This is a genomic window from Aminobacter sp. LjRoot7, assembly GCF_964252895.1.
GTDB lineage: Bacteria > Pseudomonadota > Alphaproteobacteria > Rhizobiales > Rhizobiaceae > Aminobacter > Aminobacter aminovorans_B.
Genome location: NZ_CAXUPX020000015.1, coordinates 81,546 through 95,985, shown reverse-complemented (window position 1 = coordinate 95,985; position 14,440 = coordinate 81,546). Strand labels below are relative to the sequence as shown.

The following is a 14,440-nucleotide window of genomic DNA, read 5'->3' as shown; positions in this document are numbered from 1 at the left end:
CGGCGCCGCAGCATCACCCCACACAACGCAAAAGCCCCGCAACAGCGGGGCTTTCTGTTGGTAGCGGGGGCTGATTTGGCTTATTCAGGTTCACGGATGGCGCTGGGGAGGGGCATCGTGGACATATTTGCTTGGTCGCCGCTGGTGATGACGCTGCCCTTCATCATTGTCGGGGGCATCGCCTTTTTCCTTGGCGCGGGGTTCCTCGCGGTTTTCGCCCGGCAGGCGGCTGACAACCCGCTGACGATGCCGGTCGCTGCCTTCGTCGGCACCATCACCACGGCCTGGGCCTTGTCGCTGGGCTTCACCGCAGCCGACGTCTGGTCGGTCAATTCCCGCGCCAGCCAGGTGGCGAGCGAGGAGCGGTCCTCGATGATGCGGCTTGCCGGCATGGCAAAGCCCGAGGCACTCGCCTCGGCAGAACTCATGGCCGGCCTCGTCGCCTACAAGGATGCGGTCGTGGGGATGGAGTGGCGCAACGCCAACCGGTCGCCCGAACAGTCGGTCGAGCAGGCGCTGCAGAGCATCCGCCTTGCCCTGATCGACCTGGCGAAGGCGGGGCATCCCGATCCGGTCATCGGCCAGATGGTGCAGGATTTCGACGAGTTGCAGGATGCCCGCAACTCGCGTCTCGCCATCGGCACCAGCTCGGTCAACCAGCTCAAATGGTATCTGGTGCTGTTCCTGACGATGCTGTCGGCGATCGTCGTCGGCGCGGTCCACGCCGACAGGCCGCATGCGGGCAGGAAGGCGATCCTGATCTTTGCCGTCACCGCCGGCGTCAGCCTGTGGATCCTGGCCCTGCACGCCAACCCCTATGTCGGTGTGGCGCAGGTGACGTTGGGCGAGGTCCGGCTCTAGCGCTGCCCGCCTCTTGCCGTCAGCGCTTGCCGCGTGCTGGCTCCGACGTCAGGCTGGCATAGGCAAGTGCCACGGCGAAGAAGCCGAAGGCGGAAAGCACGGCGGCAACGACGATGATGGTTTCGGTCGGCATGTCATTTCTCCTGTCTGGACATGCCCTGATATGATCCCTCTTGCCGGGCCGGTGCATTGATCTGGATCAACGGCCCGGACCAGATGCCGGCGACCTACGCGACGTGAATCGCCTCCGTCCGATGCGGCGCAATGCTATGGGTCGCCAGCCACTCTTCGGCCTGGCTGCCTGGCATCGGGAAGGCGATGCCGTAGCCCTGCACTGCGGGGCAGCCGAGATCGTGGAGCCATGACAGCTCGATGTCGGTCTCCGCACCCTCGGCGACGATCGAGATGCCCAGGCCGCGCGCCAGCTCGATGATCGCCTTGACGATCTTGGTGTTGGCCGGGTTCTTGTCGATGTCGCGGACGAAGCGGCGGTCGATCTTCAGCCTGTCGACCTCGTTGGCGCTGATATGCGCGAGCGAGGCATAGCCGGTGCCGAAATCGTCCAGCTCGAGCCGGATGCCGGCCTTGCGCAAGCGCTTCAACGTCAGCCCAATGCCGGTGTTCTCGTCGTCGAGCATCACCGACTCGATGATTTCGAGCGCCACCAGACGTGTCGGCAGCCCTTCCTGCTTGAGCAGGTCGAGCAGGTGGCCGGCGAAATCCGCCTCACGCAACTCCTGCGCCGAAACGTTGAGCGACAGCCGGCCGAAGTCGATGCCGGCGCGATGCCATTCGGCACCAGTCCGGATCGCCTTGGCAAAGACGATGCGGCCGATTGCCGGCATCATTCCGGCCTTCTCCGCCACCGGCAGGAACTCGCCCGGAGAGACATTCCGGCCCGAGATTTCCCAGCGCACCAGCGCCTCGACGCCGATGACCTTGCCGCCCTGCAGCGACACCTGGGGCTGGTAGTGCACGGCGAAGGCCTCGCTTGCGATGGCGTCGCGCAGTTCACGCTCGAGATTGGCCTTTTCCTCGAACTTGTCGCGCAGCGTCGTTGCGAAAAGCTGGTATCCACCCCGGCCTTCGGCCTTTGCGAGGTAGAGCGCCAGGTCTGCGTTGACGATCAGGTCGCCGACGGTGCTGTTGCCGTCGCGGAACAGCGCGATGCCGGCGCTGGCGCTCGGCTTCAGCGAGGTCCCGGCGAACTCCAGCGGCTGCTTGAGCCCGGTGACGATGCGCTCCGTCACCTCGATGGCGTCGGCTTCGGAGCCGACATCGTTGAGGATGATGGTGAACTCGTCGCCGCCGAGGCGCACGCAGACGTCGGAATCGCGGACATTGGTGACCAGCCGCATCGCCGTCTCGATCAGCACGGCATCGCCCGCGGCATGGCCCAGCGTGTCGTTGATGGTCTTGAAGTGGTCGAGGTCGAGATGGATGACCGCCATCATCTCGCCCTTGCGCTTGGCGGTGGCGAGCGCGGTTTCCATGTAGTCGTTGAGGAAGGCGCGGTTGTAGAGGCCGGTCAGGGCGTCGTGGTTGGCGGCGAAATTCATCTGGTCGCGCGCCTTGAGCAATTCGCTGGTGCAGGACACCACCCGGCGCACCAGCGGCCGGAAGATCAGGATGGCCTCGGCCAGGAGCAAAAGCAGAGTGAGCACGAAGACGGTCAGGTGGATTTTCTCGACCGCTGCGCCCTTCTCGGCTGCCTCGGAAGAAAACAGCCGGGTCAGCGTCTCATATTCGCGCCGGACCTTTTCGGCGACATAGAGCCGGAGCGCACTGAAATGGGCGGCGGCGTCATCGGGCATCGGCGCCGACACCGAATCTGGAAGCATGTCGAGGAACGAGTTGACCGTGTGCGCGAGAATCCGCGTCGAGGCATCGATCTGGCCGGGTGCCTCGTCGAACAGCTTTTGCGCCTCTTCGGACAAGGCCAGCCGGTGCAGCGGCGACTGCGTGTCGGGCGATCCCTCACGCAGCAGCTTCTCGTTGGCGAGGAAGGTCGTCAGTGCCGCCGTCAGGTTCTGGCGCGCCTGCGTGCGCAGCCACTGGGCGTCGGCGGTGTAGGCCTCGGTCGCGGTCAAGAGAATGCGTTGCGACAGCAATTGCTGGCGCGCGCCGAGTTCGATCAGCGCCGTCTTCTGGATGTTGGCCGAAATGACCGAGCTGAGCAGGAAGAAGCTGGCGGTGGCCAAAGAGCCGATCAGGATCAGCGCCGCGACGTAGGACGCCTTGGTGTTGCGCATCAGTCCATGCGCGAGTTTCCGGTGCTCCGACCCGGGTTCGACCCAGCCGCGTTGCGACGTCTCCATCCCGCTTCCTCCTCAAGAAGTTCCCCCGGGATGTGAAATTGCAGTCGAATGGTGAATTCGATGTAAATCCGAGAAGCGTGAAGATGTAATTCGGCAGGATATTGGTAGATTCCCGCGTTTTTCTCATCAAGATCGGGAGTAGATGGAGGAAATGTACAAGGCGAAACAATTGTTCTTGGGAAGAGCTGCCCAGCGCTGACGTGGCGCCATGCGGGCGAAGGTCAACGCGGATGGCCTGCATGCCACCTCTCGTCGAGTTCTTGCGGCAATGCCTGGTCGAGTTCTTGAGGCAAGGATTGAGCGACACGCGTTTCGGGCGTCGCGGGCTAACTGAGGTAGTATCGGGGAAAGGTGGAAGTGGTGCCCAGACGCGGATTCGAACCACGGACACGCGGATTTTCAATCCGCTGCTCTACCAACTGAGCTATCTGGGCCTAGTTCCAGGATCGGGCGAGAGCCTTGATCCGGATGCCTTGAGTGGTGCGCTGCACCCTGAAAGCGGGTGGGTTATAACACGAGATTTGCCGCTGTCCAGCGCCCGCGAGATGTTTTTCTGGAAGAAATCACAGGCCGTTGCGTAAGCTGCAAATACCGCCCGGCATTATCAGCCGGCTTGGCTGTTTCCGTCCGAATCCTCGTCCTCGTCGTCGCGGACCGGAATGGCGTAGCTGCCCGAAAGCCAGCGGTTGAGGTCGACCGCCTTGCAGCGCGGCGAGCAGAACGGGTAGGTCTCGCGCGCCGAAGGCTTGCTGCATTCGGGGCAGGAGATCTTGGCACGCAGGGGCGTGACGACGGCGGCTGGCTTGTCGGTCATACGCGCGCGCCAGCCTGCCAGTTGAGCTGGACCTGGTAGCCTTCGCCCGAAAGCAGCGACGTCGTCTCGTAGAGCGGCAGGCCGACCACATTGGTGTAGGAGCCGACGAGCTTGACCACGAAGGTGCCGGCGAGGCCCTGGATGCCATAGCCGCCGGCCTTGCCACGCCATTCGCCCGAGCCGAGGTAGTTTTCCATGTCCTGCTTCGACAGGCGCTTGAAGCGCACGCGCGTCTCGACCAGCCGCTGGCGCAGCTTGCCAGCGGGCGTCACCAGCGCGAGGCCGGTATAGACCCGGTGCGAGCGGCCCGACAAAAGCTGCAGGCAATGCAGCGCCTCGTCAGAGGTCTCGGCCTTGGGCAGGATGCGCCGTCCGACGGCAACGACGGTGTCGGCGGCAAGAATGAAGCCGGAAGCAGGTTCCGCTTCCTTCGAAAGTACGTCGTGCGCCTTCTGCGCCTTGGTCACCGACAGGCGCTTGGCCAGCGAGCGCGGGTGTTCGGCGCGCATCGGGCGTTCGTCGACATCCGCCGGGAACAGCCGGTCGGGCTCGATGCCGGCCTGCTGCAACAGCTCGACGCGGCGGGGCGAACCCGAGGCAAGCACAAGCTTTTGCAGATCGCTCAATCGTTGATCCTGTAGGCTGAGACCGGCCGGCGTGCTTTGAGCAGGCGGCTTACTTGAAGCGGTAGGTGATACGGCCCTTGGTCAGGTCGTAGGGCGTCATTTCGACGAGGACCTTGTCGCCGGTGAGAACGCGGATGCGGTTCTTGCGCATGCGGCCGGCGGTATGGGCGATGATTTCGTGTTCGTTTTCGAGCTTGACCCGGAACATCGCATTCGGCAACAATTCCGTAACAACGCCCGGGAACTCGAGGACTTCTTCCTTCGGCATTCGGTACCTTTGGTTTGGATGACTTTCCGGCGACCCGGCCGGAATTTTCGCGGAACCTATATGATATTCCACGCTTTGTGAACACGCTTAATCGGCGTCGTTTCCTTGTGCCTCGGCGGCAAATCGTTTGGCCATTCTGTGCTTCAGCCTTTCGCGTACGTCGCGATAGGCGTGCATGATCTGGTCGCGCGTGCCGGTGACGGCGGTCGGGTCGGGCGTCGGCCAGTATTCGACGTCCACCGCCATCGAACGGGTGAATTCGAGCGCCGCGTGATGCGCCTCGGGCGCAAGCGTGACGATCAGATCGAAATAGTCGTCTTCGAGATCGTCGATGGTGCGCGGCTGGTGCTCGTTAAGCCCCATGCCTTCCTCGGCCAGCACCGCATCGACGAACGGGTCGCGGTCGCCGGCGCGGACGCCGGCAGACGTCACGAACACCGAAGCCGGCAGGTGATGGCGGGCGATCGCCTCGGCCATCGGCGAGCGGACCGAATTCATCCGGCACATGAACAGGACAGAGCGTGGAGAGCTGCCGTTTGCCGCCATCCTCATCCGCGCCAGTGCAATACGCAGATCAGCGTGAACAGGCGGCGGGCGGTGTCGAAGTCGATCTCGATCTTGCCGGAGAGACGGTCGAGCAGGGTCTGCGAACCCTCATTGTGCAGGCCGCGCCTGCCCATGTCGATCGCCTCGATCTGGCTCGGCGTCGATGAGCGGATCGCCTCGTAATAGCTTTCGCAGATCATGAAGTAGTCCTTCACGATGCGGCGGAAGGGCGTCAGCGACAGGATGTGGGTGACGACCGCTTCGCCATGCTCACGCGAGATGGCGAAGACGAGCCGCGCATCGACGAGCGACAGCTTGAGCCGGTAGGGGCCATGGCCATCGTCGTTGATCGGGTGAAAGCTGTTTTCCTCGATCAGGTCGAAGATCGCCACCGCGCGTTCGTGCTCCACGTCGGGCGTCGAACGGCCGATCGATTCGTCGAGTTCGACGTCGACCAGGCGGGAGCGTGCGTGGCCTTTGTCGGACATCGCCGCCTACATGTTCAATCTGATGGCGACGGAGCGCGCATGCGCGTCGAGACCCTCGGCCTTGGCCAGCGCGATCGCCGCGGGAGCAAGCTCGCGCAACTGGTCGGGACCAAGCTTCAGGATCGAGCTGCGCTTGACGAAGTCGAGCACCGTCAGGCCAGAGGAGAAACGCGCTGAGCGTGCCGTCGGCAGGACGTGGTTGGAACCGCCGACATAGTCGCCGATGACTTCGGGCGTGTGCTTGCCGACGAAGATCGCACCGGCATTGCGGATGCGGCCGAGCAGGGTCTCGGCATCGGCAACGGCGAGTTCGAGATGCTCGGCGGCGATGCGGTCGATCAGCGGGATCGCGGCATCGAAGTCGTCGACGACGATGACAGCGCCAAAGTCGCGCCAGCTGGCGGCGGCGGTTTCGGCACGCGGCAGGAGCTTGATCTGGCGCTCGACCGCCGCTTCCACCGACTTGCCGAATTCGGCGTCGTCGGTGATCAGGATCGACTGCGCCGAGACGTCGTGTTCGGCCTGGGCGAGCAGGTCGGCGGCGAGCCAGTCGGGGTCATTGTCGCGGTCGGCGACGATCAGCACCTCCGAAGGGCCGGCGATCATGTCGATGCCGACGGTACCGAACACCTGGCGCTTGGCTGCCGCGACATAGGCGTTGCCGGGGCCAACGATCTTGGCGACGGGGAGGATGGTCTCGGTGCCGTAAGCGAGCGCGGCGACTGCCTGGGCGCCGCCGACGCGGTAGATTTCAGACACGCCGGCGATGTCGGCTGCGACCAGCACCAGCGGATTGATGACCCCGCCGGATGCCGGCACGACGATGACGATGCGCTCGACGCCGGCAACCTTGGCCGGTACGGCATTCATCAGCACCGAACTCGGATAGCTAGCCGTGCCGCCGGGGACATAGAGCCCGACCGCCTCGACGGCGGTCCAGCGCGAGCCGAGCTCGACGCCGATCGGATCGACATAACGGTCGTCCTTGGGCAGCTGCCGGGCATGGTGCGAATGGATGCGGTCGCGGGCAAAGCGCAGCGCCTCGACAGTCTCCGGGTCGGCGTCCTTGTAGGCCTGGTCGATGTCGGCGCGGCTCACCGCGATGCCGAGCTTGCTGAGGTCGGCGCGGTCGAATTTTGAGGTGTAGTCGATCAGTGCCGCATCGCCGCGGCTGCGCACGTCGTCGATGATGGCGCGAACGGTCGCATCGACGTCGGGAGAAATCTCGCGCTTCGTGGTCAGGAAGGCGGCGAAGCGCTTCTCGAAGTCGGCGTCTGATTGGCGAAGCGTGATGGCCATTGTCTGGAAATGCTCAGGTATTGTGGATGGGGCGGGAAGAGGCCTGCCAGGCAGCGCCGGTGTCGGTCAGCCGGGCCTCGATGACCTCGACATCGAGGCGGATGGCGGCGTCGCCGGAAAACAACAGCTCGATCGTGCCGGTCGGGCCTTCTTCTTGCGCGAAGCCGATCGCCAGCAGTTCCAGCACGTCTTCGGTCTTAGCACGCGAAATGCCGTGCAGTTGCGCCGACAGCACGCGGTCGAAATGCAGGATCGACCTGCGCCGCTCATATTTCGGCCGGAAGAAGCCTTTCCTGGTTTCCCAGGCGAAGCGGTTCATCGCCAGCGCAAAGCGCTTCGCCGGCGCATCGAAGGCGATGTCGCCGACCTTGATCACCGCATCCTGCACATGCGCCGAAACGATCTCCAGATCTTCTTCGTCGAGGGCGACTAGTTTGAGCAGGTTCATGTCCGGTCGGCTGCCTGTGCGGAAAGGTGATGCTTCCGGCTTTGTTAGGCGGTCTTGGTGCAGTGCGCAACCGCAAGGGAAGGGGAGCAGGGCAGTATGGGAATAGGGCAGTCAGAACTGCCATACTGCCTTAGTGCCCTACTGTCTTCAATCAGCCGCTGATGCGCTCGATCACCGCGCCGCAACGCGACAGTTTTTCTTCCAGGCGCTCGAAGCCGCGGTCGAGATGGTAGACGCGGTTGACCACCGTCTCGCCTTCGGCGGCGAGGCCGGCGATGACCAGCGACACCGAGGCGCGCAGGTCGGTCGCCATCACAGGCGCGCCCTTGAGCTTGGAGACGCCCTCGACGATCGCCGTCTGGCCCGACAGCGTGATGTGGGCGCCGAGGCGGGCGAGTTCCTGCACATGCATGAAGCGGTTTTCGAAGATCGTCTCGGTGATCTTCGACTTGCCCTTCGACATCGTCATCAGGCCCATGAACTGCGCCTGCAGGTCGGTCGGGAAGCCGGGGAAGGGCTCGGTGACGACATCGACCGGGGTGATGCCCGAGCCGTTGCGCAAAACGCGGATGCCGGAATTGGTCTGGATGATCTCGGCGCCGGTGCGCGACAACACGTCGAGCGCGCCCTGCAACAGGTCGGCGCGCGCGCCTTCGAGCAAAACGTCGCCGCCGGTCATGGCGACAGCCATGGCATAGGTACCGGTCTCGATGCGGTCGGGGATGACGCGGTGGCGCGCGCCCGACAGCGAATCGACGCCTTCGATGGTAATCGTCGAGGTGCCCTGGCCGGTGATCCTGGCGCCCATGGCGTTCAGGCACTCGGCGAGGTTGACGACCTCGGGCTCGCGGGCGGCGTTTTCCAGCACCGTCTCGCCGCGGGCAAGCGTTGCCGCCATCATCAGCACGTGGGTGGCGCCGACCGAGATCTTGGGGAAGGTGTAGCGGTTGCCGGTGAGGCGGTTCTTGGCGGAGGCCAGGATGTAGCCGTTCTCGACCTCGATCTTGGCGCCCAGCGCTTGCAGGCCGTCGATGAACAGGTCGACCGGCCGCGTGCCGATGGCGCAGCCGCCCGGCAGCGACACCTTGGCTTCGCCCATGCGGGCGAGCAGCGGGCCGATGACCCAGAAGCTGGCGCGCATCTTGGAGACGAGCTCGTAAGGAGCTGTGGTGTCGACGATGTTGCGCGCAGTGAAGGAGATGGTGCGCGAATAGCCTTCGCCCTGGCGCTCGCGGCGGCCGGAGACGGAATAGTCGACGCCATGGTTGCCGAGAATACGGATCAACTGCTCGACGTCGGCCAGGTGTGGCACGTTTTCGAGCGTCAGCGTATCGTCGGTGAGCAGCGAGGCGATCATCAGGGGAAGGGCTGCGTTCTTCGCGCCCGAGATCGGGATGGTTCCGGTCAGCTCGTTGCCGCCGACAATTCTGATGCGATCCATTGGCCGTCGTTTCTCCGGGCGATCCCGGTTCTGGCGAGAAATTTTCTTGCCGCCCGTCTAGACCATCGCGCTTTCCGGTTCAAGAAAGGCGCGTTTTGCGGTCTTTGGCGCCAAGCGCCTGCCGTTGCCGGTCAGGCTTTCTCGGGTTTCTCCGTCTCACCTTCTGAAGCCGCCAGGCCTTCCGGCCTGGTGTCGGCCTCGCCGGTGCGCCGCGAGCGCGCCTGCGCCTTGCGTTTCATCAGGTTGGCGCGCAACTCGGCCGCGAGCCGCGCCTGACGCTGTTCGGCACCGCTTGAGGGCGTTTTCTTAGTCGACGACATGTGGTGGTCCCCGCTTGCCGATCGTTCATAGCGGCTTCGCAACTGATATGGCCAGTATTGTGGCGTAAGCGGGCCTGTGGAAAATGATACACGATTTCGGGCAATTGATAACTTGCGCTCCCGGGAATCATGTGGCACAAGCCGCCCCGTTCACGGAATTGCTGCCGTAGCTCAGTGGTAGAGCACTCCCTTGGTAAGGGAGAGGTCGAGAGTTCAATCCTCTCTGGCAGCACCATTCTCCTCAAAGTTTATCGAGGACGACAACTCCCATTCTCCCAGAGAGCGAAGCAGGATAGTTCCACTTTCCCAGTAAATCGGGGAAAGCATCGGCCCAGCGGGCACGAGTGCGAACTGCGGCGGACGAGGCCGCGTGCCTCAAGAAAGCCGGTGCGTAGTAGTGCGGGATGGGAAAGGTTCTGTTTGATCCCCGCATGGCACCTTCGCCAAACTGAAGCCGCGCGGCCGCGAAGCCCGGGATGTCGCCCATGCCTCTTCCACCACAGGTTCCCGTGCGTCCCCCAAATCCGCCATGTGATGTATGATGGGGTGTCTTGGGAACGAAGGGAGGAGTTTGGCCATGGCCCTCTATTTGACGCGCTTCAGCTACACGCCGGAAACTTGGGCTCGGTTGACGAAGAACCCCGAAGATCGCCGCGAAGCTGCACGAAAGTACATCGAGACAGTCGGCGGGAAGCTGCACGGCTTCTGGTACGCCTTCGGCACGCACGACGGCTTTACCCTCTGGGAAGCGCCTGACAACGTCTCAATGGCAGCAGTTGCGATTGCGATTGGCAGTGGAGGAGCATTGTCGAAATTCGAGACCACACCGCTGCTCACGGTAGAGGAGACCCTAGAAGCCCTTGGCCGTGCGTCGACGGTGGCCTACCGACAGCCTGGGGCATAGCCGAGCGGCAGCGCCCCTGACTGGATGCCTGACCGGCGAGAGCGTTGCCAGCCGTGTCGGCCAGTCGTGGTGACCCGATTTGAGCGAGAACTTGGCAAGCGATGCCCAGTCCCCGATTGATCCGCCACGCCATCATGCAAAAGCCACTCGCTTGTCCGGCGACAGCGCCAGCGTCGAGCGGCGCGGCAGACTGTTGAGAAGCTGCTACCCGAGTTCAATCCTCTTTGGCAGCACCAAATTTTCCAAAGGAAAATCAGAAAACCGCAGGCTTGAGCAGGGGCTACGCCTTGACGAGTGGCGACCGTGCCAGGGCTCTCAGGCTAGACAGCCGACAAAATCCGCCGCCAGTATCCCAGAACGCGCGTTTGCTCTGTTCCCGGCGGTTTGGGCTGTCGATCTGGGGCGCCGAGGGCGCAGGTAGCCGGAAGCCGAATGGTTCGGCTGCCAGGCCGCCGCGTTCGGTCCAGTAGCCGTCGAGGTCGGCCTGCATCAGCCGCCGGCGTTTGCGCCGGCGCTGGTTGATGACATGCGTTGAATTGGAGACGGCCATGATGTGCGGGGCGGAAACCAGGCCGTGCAGGGCGAGCAGCATGGCGTCCTTGGGGCGCAGGCCGCCGAGACAGCGGGTGGCTGATATGACGGAGCGTTTGGCGTCAGCGCCCTTGGGGCCTTGCATGCCGCCGATCGCCAGGGTTGGCGTGCCGTCGTCGCCGCGGACGAAGACGAAACTCGCCGTCCACAATGTGTAGCCGTCGCTCGCTCGAGACAGTTTGATGGCGAAGACGCCTTCGTGGCGGCAGCCGCAATGGTCGGCCAGCAGCATCTGCATGTCGTAGGTTTCGTGGCGACCGCTGACGCTGCCCATGTCGAGGCGTTCGCCGCGCCAGAGGGCGGCGAGGTCGTCATGGCGCAGGAGTTCGGCTGCAACCTGGAAATGCGCCTTCATCAGGCCGAGGCGAACCGGGCTCGAAATTCCTGTGATGAAGAAGACGTCGAGCGACTTGCGCAGCAGGTCGTCATGCGGCCGGCCGAGCGCCTTTGTTCTGGAAAAATCGTCGAGGAAGCTGATCCAGCCGAAGGTGCTGAGAGGGCGGCAGGCGAATCGCAGGCAGAACACCGCCGAGCGCTTGAGCGAGATGCGGGCGCCGAGGCTGAGCATCTGCAGGAACACTGACGGCCGGCGGCTTTCGCGCCTCGTCGGCGACTGGGCCGGCAGCAGACTGCGCTGGTCCAGTTCCGGTTTCCATTCGTGTCGCACGAGATTGCTCCTTCAGACTGCGTCTGCTGGCCCGGGAAAAACCCGGGCTGGCGGAGCGATCTAAGGGGCGCTGCGCATTGCGCCTGCATTGCAAGACAGGCGCGCGTCGGTGGCGCTGATTCGATTTATTCGCGGGAAGCGGCTGAAAACAGGAAAAACTGTATTTGAAGCGTAGTGGTTTGTCGTTGAAATGACCGTGCGGCGTCGGTTTGCGGACGCCTTGCTGTCGGGCTTACAGCTGTGATTCGATTGGCAGGTAGCTGATCACCTTGGCCACCAGGCGCCGCCGCAGGCTGGCCTGCGGTTCGTGCCTGAGCTCGCGCGGGCCGCTGTCGGCGCTGTCGGTCCAGGTCAGCTTGTCGCCCTGCAGCGACAGCTTGAAGGCGCTGCGCGGCGAGATCTGCGCCGAAATCACCGCCTCGACCTCGCTTGCCAGCTCCTCCTGCCTGAACAGCACGCCCATCTCGGTGTTGAGCGCGGCCGAGCGAGGGTCGAAGTTGAACGAGCCGACGAAACCGGCCTCACCGTCTGATATGAATGCCTTGGTGTGCAGGCTGGCACCCTTCGAGCCGAACAGCGACATGTCGGTGCGGTCCTCGTCCGGCTTCAGTTCGTAGATGCTGACGCCGTTTTCGAGCAGCGGCTTGCGGTAGCGGACATAGGCGCCGTGGACGGCGGCGACGTCGGTGGCGGCGAGCGAATTGGTCAGTACCGTCACTTCGACCCCGTTGCGGGCCAGTGCCGTCAGCTCGCGGGTGCCGGTCTCGCCGGGGATGAAATAGGGCGAAACAATACGCAGCTCCCGCCTGGCCGAGGTCAGGACCGGCCGGATTGCCGTCATCAGCCAGCTGTCCTGGCCGCCTCCGGATGCCTTTTCCGGCGGATCGGAGGCGACTGTCGCCTCGCGGGTCCAGCGCAGCCTGCCCATGCCGGAAGACGACCATTCCCGGCTCTCCTCGGCGACGCGGTGGATGTAGGGCTCGGCCAGGCCGGTCGTTGCCGTTCGCTCCAGCCGCTTGCGCAAAGCGGGCAGGTCGCCCCTCGCCATGCCGGTGACGTGGCGGATCGGCAGCACCGCCTCGCTGTTCCAGAAGCGGTCGAATATCGCCTCGGTCTGCTCGACCACTGGGCCAACGAGCAAAAGGTCCATGTCGCGGAAATTGGCGTCCTCCGAGGCGTCGAAATAGGCATCGCCGACATTGCGCCCGCCGACGATCGCCAGCCTGCCGTCGGCAACCCAGGCCTTGTTGTGCATGCGCCGCGTCGTGCGCACCGCGCGCAGCACCAGCTCAAGCCCGCGCTGCAGGCCGAAGGCCCGCGCCCAGCTCGGATTGAATAGGCGGACCTCGATGTTGGGGTGGCTGTCGAGGGCGAGATAGTTAGGGTCGTAGCCCTTGGCGTTGATGTCGTCGAGGATCAGCCGCACGCGCACGCCGCGGTCGGCGGCGCCGAGGACCTCGCGGGCAAGCAGGCTGCCGGTCAGGTCGTCCTTCCAGTAGTAATATTGCAGGTCGAGGCTGCGCTGGGCGTGGCGCGCGGTGTAGGCCCTGATGGCGAAGGCGTGCAGGTTGGATGAAAGCAGCGCCAGGCCGCTCTGGCCGGGGTGGTCGCCAAGGAGCGGGGTAACCAGCCGGTCGAACGGCGTATCGGCATCCGCGGTCGGCAATGCGTTGGAAGGGGTGCCCCGCGCACGCTTGGCAAAGCGGCCATAGGCATAGACCGCCAGCAGTGAGGCGATGACCAGGAGCCCGACAACTGCTATGACCGCGGCCACGAGTTTCATGCGTCAGGCGGCCCACGGCCTTTGAATGGGAACCATGTGCCGACGACAGCATTTCGGTGGAAGGCCATCGTGACACATGTGGTAAACCTCGAATACCTCGACCATATAGGTTACTGTTGGCGAAACGCCTGTCGCAACTGAACACGAATTTCCCAGAGATTCCAGACGAGTGATGGCTAGCAGTCCAGGCTTTGAGATTCCCGCAGAAGCAGGTGTCGCACACCGGTCCTCGACGCTGGAGCAGGGCGATACGTCGTCGAGCGCCGATGCCGGCGCGCACAGCGAAATCGTCGTCGCCTCCTACAACGTCCACAAATGTGTTGGTCTTGACCGCCGCTTCGATCCGCAACGCACGATGCAGGTCATTTCCGAGATCGGCGCCGACGTCATCGCCTTGCAGGAAGCCGACCAGCGCTTTGGCGATCGGGCAGGGCTGCTCGACCTCGAAGCGGTCGAGCGCGAGACCGGCCTCGTGCCGGTGCCGCTGGCCGGCCGGCGCAAGAGCCATGGCTGGCACGGCAACGTCGTGCTGTTCCGCAAGGGTTCGGTCAGTTCGGCGCGGCAGATCGTGCTGCCAGGCGCAGAACCGCGCGGGGCCGTGGTCGTCGATCTCGAACTCGAGGCCGGGCCGCTGCGGATTATCGCCGCGCATTTCGGCCTGTTGCGTCATTCCCGCAAGCTGCAGGCCGGCACGCTTCTGACCGCCGCCGAACTGCACAGCGACAAGCCGACGGTTCTTGTCGGCGACCTTAACGAATGGCGCCTCGGCAAGCGCTCGTCGCTGCGCAGCCTGGAACCTGCCTTCGGGCCGATGCACGCCATAGTTCCGAGTTTTCCCTCGCGCTTCCCCGTGCTGGCGCTCGACCGCGTCATGGCGAGGCCTCACAGCCTGCTCACCGAACTTGAGGCGCATGATACGGCACTGGCGCGCATTGCCTCGGATCACCTGCCGATCAAGGCGGTCATCCGGCTGAACGCCAAGGGCAACGGTCTCGCCGAAGCCGCCTGATCACTGCACGACGAAGAAATCGCTGATCCGCGCCGCCGGTCTCCGGCGTGCGCCGAG

At 64.2% G+C, this 14,440-nt stretch carries 15 protein-coding genes and 2 tRNA genes; 4 read left to right on the top strand and 13 right to left on the bottom strand.

The window, feature by feature from the left end; genetic code table 11:
* The first annotated feature begins 117 nt into the window (after positions 1-117).
* Positions 118-861 carry a hypothetical protein gene (locus ACSQ3E_RS28445; RefSeq protein ID WP_310327921.1) on the top strand — a complete coding sequence of 248 codons (744 nt, stop codon included), beginning with the start codon at positions 118-120 and terminating at the stop codon, positions 859-861.
* A 227-nt stretch (positions 862-1,088) separates the two neighbouring features.
* On the opposite strand, the gene ACSQ3E_RS28440 is transcribed toward ACSQ3E_RS28445, so the two are convergent.
* From ACSQ3E_RS28440 to ACSQ3E_RS28390, 11 genes are all read right to left on the bottom strand, one after another.
* Entirely contained in the window at positions 1,089-3,179 is a 2,091-nt protein-coding gene (locus ACSQ3E_RS28440) for a putative bifunctional diguanylate cyclase/phosphodiesterase (RefSeq protein ID WP_436125230.1), read from the bottom strand.
* Positions 3,180-3,537: 358 nt separating this feature from the next.
* Positions 3,538-3,613: transfer RNA gene (locus tag ACSQ3E_RS28435), tRNA-Phe, on the bottom strand.
* Positions 3,614-3,783: 170 nt separating this feature from the next.
* Positions 3,784-3,993, bottom strand: a complete 210-nt coding sequence (gene yacG / locus ACSQ3E_RS28430; protein WP_310327916.1) for a DNA gyrase inhibitor YacG — start codon at positions 3,991-3,993, stop codon at positions 3,784-3,786.
* Complete coding sequence (locus tag ACSQ3E_RS28425; RefSeq protein WP_310327914.1) at positions 3,990-4,619, bottom strand: Maf-like protein; 630 nt, start codon at positions 4,617-4,619, stop codon at positions 3,990-3,992. Before ACSQ3E_RS28425 ends, yacG begins: the two co-directional genes overlap by 4 nt.
* A 49-nt stretch (positions 4,620-4,668) precedes the next feature.
* Positions 4,669-4,887, bottom strand: coding sequence for a translation initiation factor IF-1 (gene infA / locus ACSQ3E_RS28420; RefSeq protein ID WP_006200926.1), 219 nt, complete (start codon positions 4,885-4,887; stop codon positions 4,669-4,671).
* Positions 4,888-4,974: 87 nt separating this feature from the next.
* The gene (locus tag ACSQ3E_RS28415; protein ID WP_436125229.1) at positions 4,975-5,439 is read right to left on the bottom strand and encodes a low molecular weight phosphatase family protein; all 465 of its coding nucleotides are present in this window, start codon (positions 5,437-5,439) and stop codon (positions 4,975-4,977) included.
* Complete coding sequence (locus ACSQ3E_RS28410; protein WP_067965312.1) at positions 5,436-5,921, bottom strand: UPF0262 family protein; 486 nt, start codon at positions 5,919-5,921, stop codon at positions 5,436-5,438. The genes ACSQ3E_RS28415 and ACSQ3E_RS28410 overlap by 4 nt, the downstream gene beginning before the upstream one ends.
* Before the next feature lie 6 nt (positions 5,922-5,927).
* Positions 5,928-7,220 (bottom strand): histidinol dehydrogenase, encoded by a 1,293-nt coding sequence (hisD, locus tag ACSQ3E_RS28405; RefSeq protein ID WP_436125228.1) that lies wholly within the window; start codon positions 7,218-7,220, stop codon positions 5,928-5,930.
* 13 nt (positions 7,221-7,233) lie between these two features.
* Positions 7,234-7,668 carry a DUF2948 family protein gene (locus ACSQ3E_RS28400; RefSeq protein WP_436125227.1) on the bottom strand — a complete coding sequence of 145 codons (435 nt, stop codon included), beginning with the start codon at positions 7,666-7,668 and terminating at the stop codon, positions 7,234-7,236.
* A gap of 151 nt (positions 7,669-7,819) precedes the next feature.
* Entirely contained in the window at positions 7,820-9,109 is a 1,290-nt protein-coding gene (gene murA, locus ACSQ3E_RS28395) for a UDP-N-acetylglucosamine 1-carboxyvinyltransferase (RefSeq protein ID WP_310327901.1), read from the bottom strand.
* A gap of 131 nt (positions 9,110-9,240) precedes the next feature.
* The gene (locus tag ACSQ3E_RS28390; RefSeq protein ID WP_310327899.1) at positions 9,241-9,429 is read right to left on the bottom strand and encodes a hypothetical protein; all 189 of its coding nucleotides are present in this window, start codon (positions 9,427-9,429) and stop codon (positions 9,241-9,243) included.
* Between the two features lie 160 nt (positions 9,430-9,589).
* Between ACSQ3E_RS28390 and ACSQ3E_RS28385 the strand changes: the two genes are divergently transcribed.
* Together ACSQ3E_RS28385 and ACSQ3E_RS28380 are read left to right on the top strand one after the other, a co-directional pair.
* Positions 9,590-9,664, top strand: a tRNA-Thr gene (locus ACSQ3E_RS28385).
* A 342-nt stretch (positions 9,665-10,006) separates the two neighbouring features.
* The gene (locus ACSQ3E_RS28380; protein ID WP_310327891.1) at positions 10,007-10,333 is read left to right on the top strand and encodes a GYD domain-containing protein; all 327 of its coding nucleotides are present in this window, start codon (positions 10,007-10,009) and stop codon (positions 10,331-10,333) included.
* Between the two features lie 280 nt (positions 10,334-10,613).
* On the opposite strand, the gene ACSQ3E_RS28375 is transcribed toward ACSQ3E_RS28380, so the two are convergent.
* Positions 10,614-11,591, bottom strand: coding sequence for a DUF535 family protein (locus tag ACSQ3E_RS28375; protein WP_436125226.1), 978 nt, complete (start codon positions 11,589-11,591; stop codon positions 10,614-10,616).
* A gap of 232 nt (positions 11,592-11,823) precedes the next feature.
* Positions 11,824-13,374: a phospholipase D family protein gene (locus tag ACSQ3E_RS28370; RefSeq protein WP_436125225.1), complete on the bottom strand. Its 1,551-nt coding sequence runs from the start codon at positions 13,372-13,374 to the stop codon at positions 11,824-11,826.
* Between the two features lie 172 nt (positions 13,375-13,546).
* On the opposite strand from ACSQ3E_RS28370, the gene ACSQ3E_RS28365 reads away from it, so the two are divergent.
* On the top strand, positions 13,547-14,383 hold the full coding sequence (locus ACSQ3E_RS28365) for an endonuclease/exonuclease/phosphatase family protein (RefSeq protein ID WP_436125224.1): 837 nt from the start codon (positions 13,547-13,549) through the stop codon (positions 14,381-14,383).
* Positions 14,384-14,440 lie beyond the last annotated feature (57 nt).